The organism is Aquibium oceanicum, from assembly GCF_001889605.1.
Classification (GTDB): Bacteria; Pseudomonadota; Alphaproteobacteria; order Rhizobiales; family Rhizobiaceae; genus Aquibium; species Aquibium oceanicum.
Map to the genome: position 1 here is coordinate 3,145,991 of NZ_CP018171.1, position 14,211 is coordinate 3,160,201.

Annotated in this window: 10 protein-coding genes; 5 read left to right on the top strand and 5 right to left on the bottom strand. The window is 63.8% G+C overall.

Features of this window, described 5'->3' with window-relative positions:
- Positions 1 to 661: 661 nt before the first annotated feature.
- From BSQ44_RS15370 to BSQ44_RS15385, 4 genes are all read right to left on the bottom strand, one after another.
- Entirely contained in the window at positions 662 to 1,624 is a 963-nt protein-coding gene (locus BSQ44_RS15370; protein ID WP_072605701.1) for a hypothetical protein, read from the bottom strand.
- A gap of 134 nt (positions 1,625 to 1,758) precedes the next feature.
- A complete protein-coding gene (locus BSQ44_RS15375; RefSeq protein WP_072605703.1) occupies positions 1,759 to 5,577 on the bottom strand; it encodes a glycosyltransferase in 3,819 nt (1,272 codons plus the stop codon).
- A 40-nt stretch (positions 5,578 to 5,617) separates the two neighbouring features.
- Positions 5,618 to 6,553 (bottom strand): NAD-dependent epimerase/dehydratase family protein, encoded by a 936-nt coding sequence (locus BSQ44_RS15380; RefSeq protein WP_072605705.1) that lies wholly within the window; start codon positions 6,551 to 6,553, stop codon positions 5,618 to 5,620.
- A gap of 284 nt (positions 6,554 to 6,837) precedes the next feature.
- Positions 6,838 to 7,509, bottom strand: a complete 672-nt coding sequence (locus BSQ44_RS15385) for a glutathione S-transferase family protein (protein ID WP_072608094.1) — start codon at positions 7,507 to 7,509, stop codon at positions 6,838 to 6,840.
- Positions 7,510 to 7,677: 168 nt separating this feature from the next.
- On the opposite strand from BSQ44_RS15385, the gene BSQ44_RS15390 reads away from it, so the two are divergent.
- Genes BSQ44_RS15390 through BSQ44_RS15405 form a run of 4 tightly spaced genes read left to right on the top strand, consistent with a single transcriptional unit; the run spans position 7,678 to position 12,645 of the window.
- Positions 7,678 to 9,159, top strand: coding sequence for an ABC transporter substrate-binding protein (locus BSQ44_RS15390; protein WP_072605707.1), 1,482 nt, complete (start codon positions 7,678 to 7,680; stop codon positions 9,157 to 9,159).
- Between the two features lie 47 nt (positions 9,160 to 9,206).
- The gene (locus BSQ44_RS15395; RefSeq protein ID WP_072605710.1) at positions 9,207 to 10,154 is read left to right on the top strand and encodes an ABC transporter permease; all 948 of its coding nucleotides are present in this window, start codon (positions 9,207 to 9,209) and stop codon (positions 10,152 to 10,154) included.
- Positions 10,151 to 11,020: an ABC transporter permease gene (locus tag BSQ44_RS15400; protein ID WP_072605713.1), complete on the top strand. Its 870-nt coding sequence runs from the start codon at positions 10,151 to 10,153 to the stop codon at positions 11,018 to 11,020. Before BSQ44_RS15395 ends, BSQ44_RS15400 begins: the two co-directional genes overlap by 4 nt.
- Positions 11,020 to 12,645, top strand: coding sequence for an ABC transporter ATP-binding protein (locus BSQ44_RS15405; RefSeq protein ID WP_072605715.1), 1,626 nt, complete (start codon positions 11,020 to 11,022; stop codon positions 12,643 to 12,645). The genes BSQ44_RS15400 and BSQ44_RS15405 overlap by 1 nt, the downstream gene beginning before the upstream one ends.
- 119 nt (positions 12,646 to 12,764) lie before the next feature.
- Here BSQ44_RS15405 and BSQ44_RS15410 read toward each other — a convergent pair whose 3' ends face one another.
- Positions 12,765 to 13,196: a TerB family tellurite resistance protein gene (locus BSQ44_RS15410; protein ID WP_072605717.1), complete on the bottom strand. Its 432-nt coding sequence runs from the start codon at positions 13,194 to 13,196 to the stop codon at positions 12,765 to 12,767.
- 128 nt (positions 13,197 to 13,324) lie between these two features.
- Between BSQ44_RS15410 and BSQ44_RS15415 the strand changes: the two genes are divergently transcribed.
- Complete coding sequence (locus BSQ44_RS15415) at positions 13,325 to 14,161, top strand: helix-turn-helix domain-containing protein (protein WP_072605720.1); 837 nt, start codon at positions 13,325 to 13,327, stop codon at positions 14,159 to 14,161.
- Positions 14,162 to 14,211: the final 50 nt, after the last annotated feature.

Sequence of the window (14,211 nt, forward strand, 5' to 3'; positions counted from 1 at the left end):
AGCTCACCTTTCTCGGTAGCTGAACCGGGGATCGAGGAACGAGCACGTTGTGGGTTAAGGTGTCGAAAACCCTCAGTACCAGGATCGTTCTGGCCGTCGCGAGATGAACGTGAACGCTCCATGGCTCATATGTCGTTCGGGCTTACTGCCTCTTGCTGGTCGTTACGCAGCTTCGCCCTTTCACGCCGCTTCGGCGTCTTGTTCCTAAAGCACATCCGGGGATCGATGAAACGATTGTGATGTGACGCGTGTCCTGGCTACTGATTCAATCATCGATTCCGATGGAGGTGGACGATGGCGAAGGCATTGGGTGAGGACTAAACCGGACGCGCTCCAGGTTGCAAACCAGGTCCCTGCAAATGCGCTAGTTTCGCTTCAGGTTGATGTTTCTTGCGCTTCAGAAGGACGTGGAAACGCCAGTATCCGTAGCGCACGCGTGTTGCGCAGATCTCATTGATCTGAAACTGGATGCCGACCTCATCGCTGAGATGACGGTGGAGCATGACATGCGAGGAACGCTGCGCGGCGGTTCGGAGAGGCGTGGAAACGCGCGAGATATCCCACGATAGGTTCAACGACTGCGGAACCGCGAAAGAATGCTTTTAAAAGAGCCGCAGCAGACCAATGTTCGAGAAAACACAGGCGGAACCGATGGCCAAAATCACTTCGTGACCGATCCAACCAGTTTCGCGACGATGGACAGCATCGCCCGCTCAAAGTCCGAGACTGCCACTGGCGGGCGTTCTGGCACAACATCCGACGAGCACACTACCGTCGGACGACCGCGAACGAATTTGTTGACGTATTCGACAGCAGGCGCGAACTTTTTCTGCAGAAACGCCGCTTCATCCCGGGTTAGCACCATTGGCTCCCGCTTCCGCTCGAGTTTCATGAGCGCATCACTGATGTAGGTGGCGAAGGCTACGTTGTTAGGTGCGAATGCGTTCATGAGCCGCTGCAGTTCCGTTTCCTTGGGAGAAAGCGACCGGTTGACCACGACCTTTTCGTCTGGCGTGAAGCCGGCGCCTAGGATTTCGGAGAAGAACAGCTCCGAGAGCCGATCTCGCCATTCCTCGTAATTGTAGGCGACGATACATTCGTCTCCGAAACCCTTCTCGGCGTTTAAGATCGAGTGTCGATAAAGTGGTTCCCAGTTCACGATGTACTCGCCGAAGGATTTCGTTTCGCCCGATCTCTTCACCTGCTGAGAATAGGTGGAGAAGGCCGCCTGGTCGATATCGCGGACTAGGTAAACGTACTTCGGCGTATAGTTGTATTGGGCCGCTGCAGCGGCGACTGCCGCGGTCTTCGGTCCATCCGGAAAAATCAAGTACTCCGACGAAAACAGGACGTGCTTTCCACGAGCTGATTGGAGAATTCGGCTGAATTGTCTAATGTATCCTTCCTTGTCTGCGATCTGGTGTGGCAGGTTTGGCCGCAGATAATTCGCAAGCTCGACGCCGTTCCCGGACGTGATCTCGCCTGCCTTCGCCTCATCGAACATATGTCCCCTCGGATAGAGGATTCCGGCCTCGTCAAGGCGATCGGCATGCCTTGCGAAAAGCATCTGCAGGAACGATGTACCGGTCTTCGGAGCGCCAGCATGTAGATAGAGATCAGGCATTCATGTGTCCGCTAAATTTCTCGTCGCGTCGAACTGATGCAAAACAAATATTCTAGACGATGTTCAAAACAGTAAGTCTAGTCACTCACGTCCACAGTTGAGTTCCAACAAAGAAATATTCCGACGAAATTTCTTCATTTCTCGTATCCGGCACGCGTTTGCGCTGCATGATAGACATCGCTGTATGCTTCGATCATTCCGTCCATCGTGTACTCCGCATCGAAGCGGGCTTTGGCACGCTCGCCGGCACCGCGGCGGCTCTTGGGATCCATGAGTGACCGGATCGCGGCGACAAAGCCATCGACGTCCACCTTGCCACCTTTCAACGGGACGATGATTCCCCCGCTGTCCGACCCGGTCCCGAGCATCGCGGGGATCTCACCGACATCGGTTGCAATCACCGGTCGCGACTGTGCAATCATTTCGAGAAGCACGAGAGGCATCGATTCACCGACGAAAAAGCTCGGCAGGATTCCTATGTCGGCGACTGCGATATAGTCCTGCAGATTGGCGACCTGTCCGTAGAGATGGACATGCTCGGGCACCTTCCGCGCGATTTCGTCGGCGGCCGGCCCTTCTCCTATCAGCATGAGATCGACCTTGTCTCCAGCGAGGTTCAGCCGTTCGACCATTTCCAACGCAGCAAACCAGCCTTTTTCCGGTATCGCGCGAGTTGCTAGGCAAAGTACGATCGCGTCGTCACGCAAACCGAGCGACCTTCGCGACAGCAAGCGCGAAGGCTTGATTGCCACACCGTTGGCAATGGTCAGTTCCCGCTCCGGCATCCCGTACACATCGAATACTCGCCGATTCTTCCGGGCCGTTGGAATCCACGTATCTACCCGCTCCAGCAAGGGCGGCATCCGGTCGGCAAAGCTGAGGTCGATCTGCGGATTGTCGAGATGGGTCTCGTAGCAGCCATGCATCGTCACCACCCATGGCAGGTCCCGGAGATCGGCGATGTGATCCTGCACATAGCGGTCGGCCCACCAGATCGAGGAGTGAACCACGTCGACGTCGTAGCGGCGCACCATCTCGGCGAAGGTCTCGGGCATCTCGTCGGCGTGGAGCAGGGCAACGCGGTCGTCGATCTGCGAGACCACCTGGGGATGGTCCGTGAACGCGCGCACGTTCAGGAGCACGGCGCGGCCACCGCGTTTCGTCCAGGCGTTCGCCAGCCGGATGCCGAACATCTGGCCGCCGCCGGGGGAAAGATCCGAGACGACGACGAGCACGGTCGGCAGTTCCTTCCGCACTCCGTTCATCTCCGCCTGTTCCAGGATGCGGGTACGGACCGCCATGTCCTCGACGCCAAACCGGTCGAGATCCTCGGTGGTGAACCGCTCGATCGCCTCGCGCGTCTCGTCGCCGATGCTGTAGGTCCTGCCGACGTAGTCCCTGACCTTCGCGAACTCGTCGAAGTATCGCGTCGATCCCTCCGTCGACTTCGTCACCGTCTCGGGATGCCGGCGGTGGAGGTTGAGCGGCTGTTCGCAGTAGGCGACCTTGCCGCCGCGCATCGCACGCAGATAGAAATACCAGTCTCCGCAAAGCCGCATCGATTGCAGCGTCTCGGCGAAGTTCGGCTCGGGATCGATCCGGCGGAAGACGAGGCTGCTGGCGTTCGGGATGCAGTTCGCGATCCCCAGCCCCGCCTGCGCCTCCTCGTGATCGGTGGCAACGTAGGGACGCGACCAGCGGCCGTGGTTGATCCGGTTGAGATAGATCTCCTCGTAGTCGCCATAGACCTGGCCTTCGGTGCCAATCGGCACCGATTTCACGTAGGCGAGGAAAACGTTCCTGTCCTCCAGCGCGGGGATGAGCGCCGACAACAGCCCCGGCTCACAGGAATCGTCCGCCTCGGCGATCCAGATCAGATCGCTCTGCGCCAATTCCATACCGCGCAGCCACTGGGCGAAGGGCGACCCGCTGTTCTCGTCATTGACGACCAGACGCGTGCCGGGCCGCCTCCGCACCCAGTCCTCCAGAATCTTGACCGAGCCATCCCTGGAACGGTCGTCCAGGAGGATGAGCTCGAAATCCTGGTAGGTCTGCGCGGCGATCGTCTCAAGCCGTTCCGGCAGGAACTTTTCGTAGTTGTAGTTCGGCACCACGACACTGACATGGGGCGCCAGCCCGGCCGCCTCGCGAATGTGGTGCAGCAGCTTGGGGCCCGCCGAAGCCACCGTGTACTCATTCTCCACGAGTTCGCGCCCCGCTTGCCCCTCGGCGCGGAGGCGGTCTTCGTCCTGCATATATGCGAGCACGGCGTCCGCCATCGCCTCGGCGTCCATGAAGGGCACGGACATGCCGCATCCCTGCCCCACGAACTCCGGCATGCCGCCGGCCTTCTCGAAACAGACGATCGGGGCGAGCGCAGTCGCGGCGTCGAGGCAGACGAGCGGGAACGGATCCTCCTGCGAGGTCAGCAGGAAGAGATCGGCCGCGCGCAGATAGCGCATGATGTCGGGTTCGTAGCCGGTGAAGACCACCTTGCCCTCAAGGCCTTTCTCCGACACCAGCTTCTCGCACTGTTCCTGGTCCGGTCCGCCGCCGACCCAGAGAAACCGCACTTCGCGAACTCTTTCCTTCAGGACGCGTTCGGCCACATCCACGAATGTCTCGGGAGACTTTCTCCAGTGCAGAACGCCGCACGCGGCGACCAGGAACGCGTCCGGGTCCAGGCCGAGTGCCTCCTTGATCGCGCGTTTGGAATCGAAACCGAGCGAGTTGTCGCGCGGTGAAGCGTCGACGAAGCCATGTACCGTACGCAGCCGCTCCGGTTGGAAGCCGTAACCATCCTTGATCGCGGTAGCGACGGCCTCGCTTCCGGCGATGATGGTGTCCGCCCTGTCGAGGATAAGGCGGAATTCGCTTTCCAGGGACGCGAGCAGCTTCGGAAGTTCGTGCACGAATGCGAGAACCGGCGTCTTCTCCCGCCAGTATGAAAGGAATTTGCCGCTGGCGGCGGAATTCAGGAACACAGCCTGGACCGAGGGACCGGCAAACGCCTCGAGCCGGCGTGACACGTCCTCCGGCGTCGCGCCTTTCGCTTCTGCTTCCAGGTCGAAGGTCTCGGCGATCCGGCGGAAATGGTCGAGGAAGGGGCCGCCCTTCGCCGTGACGAACTTCACCTCGAACTTGGTCGAGGTCAGCAGCCACTCTGCGAAGACCCGCGCCACGCGCTGCGCACCGCCGAGTTCGGCGTCATGACTGACGATGAGGATCGTGCCGCGGTCCCGCGCTACTCCCCCGCTCAGTCCGGCCGCCCCGGTCGGCGAACGCCCCTCGGCGCGGCCTGAACTCAGGAAGTGATGCAACGGAGATAGCCCTGCGGCCGCGACATCCGGATTGCGCGCGAGATAGTATGCCGCATCGAAAAGCGGTCCGCATTCGCGACCCTCGCGCCAGCCGAAGAGCGCATAGTGGACCAGCGGATCGAATCCGTAGTCGATCACCTCCGGATAGCGGGCGGCATAGAAGAGCGGATCGAAAAAAGGGTTTGCCCGAAGACCGCCCGGAAGTCCGTATTTGAGATAGTGGTCGAGCGGCGTGATGCCCGATCCGCCCTTCAGGTAGGTGTCGGAATAGAACCGGTCGTCGAAGAGACTGTACTTGCGCAAGATGTGGCAATGAACCAGACGCAGCCTCTCGAGGTCATCGTGGATTACGTCGATGACCGTCAGATCCTGCGCGAACGGCAGGAGTTCGCTTAGCAGCGACCGGTAGTTCCGCTTCGCGTTCTCGCCCACCGTCGACAGCTTTCGCGCGACGTCCTCCTGTAACCGCCGATCTCTTTCCTGCTGCGCGGCAACCCCGCCCAGCGTCCTAAGCCTGCTGCGTAGCTCCGCCGTCCCGCCATTGGCGAGCAGCCGGAAAGCCGTGGCGAAATGGCGGCCGGCGAGGCTCGGGCGCCGGGCATAGAGCCCGAGGAGTGAGAGGGGAAAGCTCATTCGGCTTGCGCGCTACATGAAACGTATCGGTATCCGGGCATCAGCGGGGCTGCCGCAGTGCCGGCGAGAACTCCGCCAGCGTCCGTTCCAGACCCACCCTGAACGGCGTCTTCGGCCGCCAGCCCAACAGCGACGCCGCCCGGCTTATGTCGAGCTGGTTCACCGCCACGTCGGTCTTCCTGACATCCGCATACTCTCGCTCGATCCGAACGCCCAGGATTTCCTCGATCGCCCCGAGAATCTCCGAGACCGAACGCGCTTCACCGCTGCCTATGTTGATGATGCCGCGCGCTGCCCGAGCCTCCCCTAAGGCAAGCTCGATAGCATCGATCACGTCGTCGATGAAGACATAATCACGGCGTGCGCTGCCGTCTCCGATGACCTTCACGGGGAGTCCGTCCTGATGCCGACCAAGTATCGCGGGGATGAGACCCTGCGCCTTCCGATAGTGCTGCCCCGGCCCGAACGGATTGGCGAGCCGCAGGATCACGTAATCCAGCCCGTCGACCGAGCCATGCATCTGGATGTACTTTTCGACCATCAACTTGGTGAGGCCGTGCGAACTGATCGGATTGGTTTCGCTGTCCTCTCGGATCGGCACCTCGTTCGTGGGGCCGTAGACCGTGCCGCCGGAGGAAAGGAAAACGTATCGCCTGACGCCTGCGGCGACGCAGTTCTGCAGGAAGGCCACGTGCGGGATCACGTTGTCGCGGATGTCGGCAATGCTGTGCAGGTTCTGCATTCCAGGGCTGGAGGTGCTGACGAGCTGGACCACGGTGTCAAGGCCGTCCAGGGCCGAGACCATGGCGAGTGGATCGGTGAAGTTCGCCTCCACGAGTTCCGCCACGCCGCCATGGGCGGCGACGAAGTCGGGGCCGAAATGCCGCGAGACCGCCATGAACTTCCGTCCTCGGGAATGCAGTCGCTGAGCGAGATGGCGCCCGATGAATCCATTGGCGCCGAAAATGCCGATCATCAATTCCCCACGCTAAGTTATCTGATCCCTTGGCCGGACCCATAGCCGACAGATGTGCGAAAGACCATGTTTGTTTGACGGAGATCGATCCATGCGATCCTCCCGCCGCTCTCGTCAGCTACGGCAAGGGAGGGAATGGTCTACGCCATGCTTTTGACGAACGGGAACTTGACGACGTCTGAAACGACTGGCGGTAACCGGGTTCGGGAGCTGCAAGGAACAGACGCGCTGCGGTTCGACTGTTGTGTTTACCGCGGATTTCAAGGAAACGCGCCGCAACGGTCTCAGGTCGACGAGTATCCGTAGATGTTGCCGCCGCGCTCGACGGCGCGCTGGTAGGCGGGCCGGGCGCGAATCCGGTCCATCCAGTTCCGGATGAGGTCGATGTCCTGTCCTTGCGCGATCCGCGTCACGCCGGCTTCCACGGGATAGCTCATGATGATGTCGGCGGCCGAAAACGCATCGCCGGCGAACCAGCCGCCACGGGCGAGTTCCGCTTTCCAGAGTGCCACGTGATCGGCAAGTTGGGGATCGATTAGCCTTTCGCTGACAGCCTTCGAGATCGTCCGCGCCATGGGGCGCAGGAAGAACGGCATGCGCGACGGCAGGCTGGAAAAGATCAGCTTCATCACCAGCAGCGGCATTGCCGAGCCTTCGGCATAGTGCATCCAGTAGGTGTAGCGCAGGCGCTCGTCGGTCCCCGCCGGTGGTCGCAGCGTTTCGCCGCCATAGCGGTCGACCAGGTACTCCATGATCGCGCCGCTTTCGGCGATGACGCGGCCGTCGTCCTCGACCACCGGCGATTTCCCCAGCGGATGGACCGCTTTCAGGCTATCCGGCGCGCGGAACTCACTGGTGCGGCGATAGGTCTTGACGTCGTAGTCGACGCCGAGTTCCTCCAGCAGCCACAGGACGCGATGGGCGCGCGATTTCTCCAGGTAGTGGACGATGATCATGACCGAGTGCGCCTTCTGTGATGGATCGCGCATCATTAGCAGCCGTGGCCGGGAACGCGAACCCGCCGGTTATCCCGCGACGAGCTCTCACGTCGCGAAAGCCGATTTACTCCCGGCGCAATTCGCGCTTTGATCGCGCCACCGATCGCAAACAATGGGAGCAACAAAATGACGATGTGGAAATCCGTCCTCGCCGCCGCAGCGGTGGCACTGGCATCGAGCACCTCCGCCATGGCGCAGCGGACCGATCTCGTCCTGGGCGTGGTCCTCGAGCCACCGCATCTCGACCCGACCGCCGGCGCAGCCGCCGCCATCGACGAGATCGTCTACGCCAACGTGTTCGAGGGCCTGACGCGCATCGATTCGGGTGGCGAGGTACAGCCCGCGCTGGCCGAAAGCTGGGAAGTGTCGGAAGACGGCAAGGTCTACACCTTCAAGCTCCACGACGGCGTCATGTTTCACGACGGCACCACGTTCGACGCCGAGGACGTGAAGTTCTCGCTCGATCGCGCCCGCGCGGACGATTCCACCAATGCGCAGAAGCCCCTGTTCGAGGCCATCAACACCGTGGAAGTGGTCGACCCGACGACGGTCAAGGTCACGCTGAAGCAGCCGCAAGGCTCCTTCCTCTACAACTTGGGCTGGGGCGACGCCGTCATCGTCGCGCCCGAGAGCGCCGAGGGCAACAAGGAAAGCCCGGTCGGCACGGGTCCGTTCAAGTTCGACAACTGGGCCAAGGGCTCTTCCGTCACCATCGTCAAGAATCCCGACTACTGGGGCGATCCGGTCGCGCTGGACAAGGCCGAGTTCCGCATCATTCCCGATGCCGCAGCCGCCATTCCCGCGCTCCTGTCGGGCGACGTGCAGGCGTTTCCGAACATGCCGGCCGGCGACGCGCTGCCGCAGATCCAGTCCGATCCGCGCTTTTCTGTCGTCATCGGCGCGACCGAGGGCGAGACGATCCTCTCCACCAACAATGGCAAGGAGCCGTTCAACAATCTGAAGGTCCGTCAGGCGATCGCCCACGCGCTCGACCGCCAGGGAATCATCGACGCCGGCTCGTCGGGCCTCGGCGTGCCGATCGGCTCGCACTTCTCGCCCGCGAACGCAGCCTATGTCGATCTCACCGGCACCTACCCGCACGACGTGGAGAAGGCCAAGGCGCTGCTCAAGGAAGCCGGCTTCGAGAACGGCATCAAGGCGACGCTGAAGCTGCCGCCGCCCGCCTATGCCCGCGACGGCGGACAGGTGATTGCCTCGCAACTGCGCGAGGTCGGCATCGAACTCGAGATCATCCCTGTCGAATGGGCGCAGTGGCTCGACCAGGTGTTCAAGACGAAGGACTACGATCTCTCCATCGTCTCGCACACCGAACCGAATGACATCGGCATCTATGCGCGGGACGACTACTACTTCGATTATCACAACCCTGAGTTCAACAAGGTCATCGCCGATCTCGACGTCACCTCGGACCAGGCAAAGCGCAACGAGCTCTACGGCCAGGCGCAGAAGATCCTCGCCGACGACGCGGTCAACGGCTTCCTGTTCGAACTGCCGAAGATCGGCGTGTGGGACGCCAAGCTCGAAGGGATGTGGGAGAATTCCCCCATCCAGGCGACCGACCTGACCGACGTGAAGTGGGGCGATTGAGCGAGCTTCCTCCCTCCCCCTCGCGGGGAGGGAGACACTCTCGATAGATGACAGCTTTCCTCGCCAAGCGCCTCGCGGGCGGCCTCGTGACTTTGCTGGTTGCGTCCGTCGTAGTGTTTGCCGTGCTGGAGATCCTGCCGGGCGATCCCGCGCAGCTCATGCTCGGTATGAACGCGACCGACGCGACGCTGAACGCCCTGCGAGAGCAGATGGGTCTCAATGATCCCCTGCTGGTGCGCTATTTCTCCTGGGTCGGCGGCCTGCTGATCGGCGATTTTGGCCGCTCCTTCACCTATTCCTCGCCCGTCATCGAACTGATCGGCGAGCGCGCCGTCGTATCGCTTCCGCTCGCCATCATGGCTCTCCTGCTCTCGACCGCGATCGCGATCCCCGTCGGCCTGTTTGCCGCGGCGCGGCGCGGCAAGGCCGCCGACACGATCACCATGGGCACGGCCCAGATCGGCGTCGCCATCCCCAATTTCTGGTTCGCTTTGATCCTCATCTACGTCTTCGCCGTCTGGCTGCGGCTGGTGCCGGCGGGCGGCTTCCCCGGCTGGGGCAACGGCATCTGGCCCGGCATCAAGTCGCTCATCATGCCGGCGGTCGCGCTGGCCCTGCCGCAGGCGGCGATCCTGGCGCGCATCACGCGCTCCGCGCTCCTGGAGGTGCTGGGCGAGGACTACATACGCACCGCCCGCGCCAAGGGCATGCCGCGCCGTGCCGTCCTGTGGCGGCATGCGCTGCGCAACGCCATGATCCCGGTGCTGACCATCCTGGGGCTGCAGTTCGCCTTCCTGCTCGCCGGCACCATCATCATCGAGAACGTCTTCTATCTGCCCGGCCTCGGCCGCCTCGTTTTCCAGGCGATCACGCAGCGCGACCTGATCGTGGTGGAAGGCGTCGTCATGCTGCTCGTCGCCTCGGTCGTTCTCGTCAACATCGTCGTCGACGTCTTCTACGCCGTCGTCGATCCGCGCCTGAGGGCGAACGCATGAGCGTCGACGCTTCCCCGCCGCCGCTGGCGCAGCGCTCCTTCCTGTCGGCGGCGTTCTCGAACGGCTCCTTCACCGCAGGCATCGTCATCACCGGGCTGATCGCGGCGATGGCGCTGGTCTCCTTTGTATGGACGCCCTACGACATCACCCGTCTGGAGGTCGCCGATCGGATGCAGGGCCTGTCCTGGGCGCATCCCTTCGGAACCGACCATTTCGGCCGCGACATCCTGACGATGATCATGATCGGCTCGCGCAATTCGATCGCGGTGGCGATCGTCGCCGTCGTCATCGGCATGGGCGTCGGCGTGCCGCTCGGCTGCTGGGCGGCCGCGCGCGGCGGCTTCGTCGACGAGGCGCTGATGCGCTTCAACGACTTGGTCTTCGCCTTCCCTGCCCTGCTCTCGGCGATCCTCATCACGGCGATCTTCGGCCCGTCCGCTATCAATGCCATCATCGCCATCGGCATCTTCAACATCCCGGTCTTCGCCCGCGTCGCCCGCGCCGGCGCGCTCGCGATCTGGCCGCGCGAGTTCATCCTCGCGGCGCGGGCCGCCGGCAAGGGCAAGGCGCTCATCACCGTCGAGCACATCCTCCCCAACATCGCCTCGATGCTCCTGGTGCAGGGAACCATCCAGTTCGCGCTCGGCGTGCTGGCAGAAGCCGCGCTTTCCTATGTTGGGCTCGGCGCGCAGCCCCCCATGCCGTCCTGGGGGCGCATGCTGTTCGATGCGCAGACGCGCATGATGGTGGCGCCGCATCTGGCGCTGTTTCCCGGCATCGCCATCGTGGTGACGGTGCTGGGACTGAACCTCATGGGCGACGGACTGCGCGACGTGCTCGATCCGAGACTGCGGCGCGAACGCTGATGGCCCTGCTCGAAATCGAAAAACTCTCTCTGTCGATCGCCGGGATGCCGATCCTGAAGAACGTCGACCTGTCGATCGGCGCGGGAGAGACGATGGGGCTCGTGGGCGAGAGCGGGTCGGGCAAATCGATGACGGCGCTGACGATCATGAAGCTCCTGCCATCCGCCGCGCGCGCCACCGGCCGCGTCACCTTTGACGGCATCGACATCCTCGCGGCACCCGAAGCCGCCATGTGCCGGCTACGGGGCGACGACATCGGCATGGTGTTCCAGGAGCCGATGACCGCGCTCAATCCGGTCAAGACGATCGGTGAGCAGGTCGCCGAGGGCATCCGCTGGCACACCGGCGCCAGCCGCGCCGACGCAGAGGCTTCCGCCCGCCGCATGCTCGACCGCGTCGGCCTGCCGGAAGCAAAATTCCCACTTTCGCGCTACCCGCACCAGCTCTCCGGCGGCCAGCGCCAGCGCGTGGTCATCGCCATCGCCTGCGCGCTGAAGCCGAAGCTGCTGATCGCCGACGAGCCGACGACCGCGCTCGACGTCGTGCTGCAGGCGCAGATCCTCGACCTTCTGCGCGACCTCGTCGACGAGATCCGGATGGGCCTGCTGCTGATAAGCCACGACCTGGCCGTCGTCACCGACATGGCCGACCGCATCACCATCCTTCGCCACGGCGATGTGATGGAGGAAGGTGAGACGGCCCGGACGCTGTCGGAACAGGTGCATCCCTACACGCGCCAGCTGGCCGAAGCCTCCATGCATGTGCCGGCCCGTCCCAACCGCCACGCCGCCTCGGCTGCCGGCGAGAACCTTCTCGAAGTCGACCGCGTCGTGCGGGACTATCCGGGCCGGCGGCGCTCGCTCTTCGACAGGCCGGCGCCGTTCCGCGCCGTCGACGGCGTCTCGTTTTCCATGAAACCCGGCCAGTCTGTCGCACTCGTCGGCCGCTCCGGCTGCGGAAAGTCGACGCTGGCGCGCATGATCCTGGCGCTCGACCGGCCGACCGCGGGGGAGATCCGCTTCCTCGGCGAGACGCTGACTGGCAGGGGCGAGGCCGAGCTGAAGCCCGCCCGGCGCAACATGCAGGTGGTTTTCCAAGACCCCTACGGCTCCTTCGATCCGCGCCACAAGGTGGAGCGGCTCGTCTCCGAACCGCTGCACGTGCTGGACCGGCAGCCTTCCACCGCCGAGCGCCGCGACATGGTCGCCGCCGCGCTGCACGAGGTGGGGCTCAGACCCGAGGACATGGACAAGTACCCGCACGAGTTCTCCGGCGGCCAGCGGCAGCGCATCTCGATCGCCCGCGCCATCATCACCCGACCGAAGCTGGTGGTGGCCGACGAGCCGGTCTCCGCCCTCGACGTCTCGATCCGCGCGCAGATCCTCGACCTTTTCGCCGACCTGAACCAGCGCCTCGGCGTCGCCTACCTCTTCATCACCCACGACCTGACGGTGGCCCGCGCCATCACCGACGAGGTGATGGTCATGCATGACGGCCGCATCGTCGAAGAAGGCCGCACCGGCGACGTACTCGACAATCCCCAATCGCAGGCCGCGAAAGACCTCGTCGACGCCGCCCCCGACCTTCGTCGCGCGATCAGGCGGAGGCTGGTGGAGCAGGGCTGAGACGTTCCCTTCTCCCGGTTCACGGGGGTCCGAAGGACGGGCGAGACGAGCGGCTCGCCCCGGCAATGTGGCCCGAAGGGCAGGATGTGGGGCCTCGCAGCGTCCTGCGCCTCGTCTCCTCAGGCCGCGCCGCCCACGATCTCCCGCGGATCCAGTTCCAGCACTTCGAGCGTGCGCCGCAGGAGCCGCACCTCATGCTCGCTGATGTTGCGGTCGGCCTTGGCGATCTCGGCGAGGTGCCGTCCGAGTTCGACGCGGCGCTCGCGCGGAAGCGTACGGAACAGCGCCAGCGCCTGGGAGCCGGTCGTCTCGTAGCCGAAATCCTGCAGATAGCGGATGACGCCGCCGAGACTGTCCTCCGGAATGCCGAACGAATCGCGGCAGATGCGGCGGAACGTCTCCAGTTCCTTCTCCTCCACCGCACCGTCGGCGAGAATCATCCTGAAGAGGAGCAGGAGCTCCGCCGTCAGCACCGGATCGTCGGCAACGCGGCGTATCGCCGGATCGCCTTCGAACAGCATCCGGACCCGCGACAAGAAACCTTCAGGCATACCGAATCCCCCGCGCCAGATGTCCCGAAGCTACAGGGATTCCATCCTCGCGCAATCCGGGCCGCCGCCCGCCCTTCCGGCGGCCCTCGCTTTGCCCTATTTTGCAGGCCACGAACCGGAAGCGGCGCATGGACGAGACGAGGACGCGGCAGAACGCGACGGTGCCAGCGGGATACGCCCCACTGATGCTGCGGCGGCCGGTTCGGCCGGACCTCGCGGCCGACGTCTTTTCCATCGTCGGCTACCGCGAGAACGGCGACCGGCTCCGGGGCTCGCTCGAAATGGCGCCGCTGGTGGTGCCGCTCATCATCAGCTTCGGCGAGCCCTTCGAGATCGCGCTCGGCCGCGCGCCGACACCCCGGGACCGCTACGGCAGCTTCACGTCGGGGCTCTATCCCGGCTTCGTCATGATCAATTCGACCGGCGGCGCAGAGTGCATCCAGGTTGATTTCACCCCGACCGGCGCCTTCCGCTTCTTCGGCCTGCCCATGTCCGAGATTGCCAACCGGATGGTCGGCATCGACGATCTGGCCGACCCGCACATCCGCGAACTGCGCCAGCGGCTCGGCGAGGAGGACGACTGGGAACGGCGATTCGCGCTCGTGGAGACGTTCCTGATCGCGCGCCTCCGCAGCGGCCCGGCGGCCTCGCCGGAAATCGCCTGGGCCTACGACCGTATCCTGCGGCGGCGCGGCGGCGAGCGCGTCGCCGACATCGCAACCGCGCTCGGCTGGAGCCGCAAGCATCTCGCCGAACGCTTCCGCACCGAGATCGGCATCGGTGCCAAGGCGGTCTCGCGCATGGCGCGCTTCAACCGCGCGCTGGAGATCGCCCGTCAGGAAGCGCGGCGCGACTGGGCCGGCATCGCGGCCGATTGCGGCTATTCCGACCAGGCGCATCTGGTGCGCGAATTCAGGATATTCTCCGGCAGTTCGCCCACCGCGCTGGCGCCGCATCTCGCCTGAAGCGACGGTTACATTTCTTCAAGACCGGCCGGCGCGCCGAGGGCAGGATG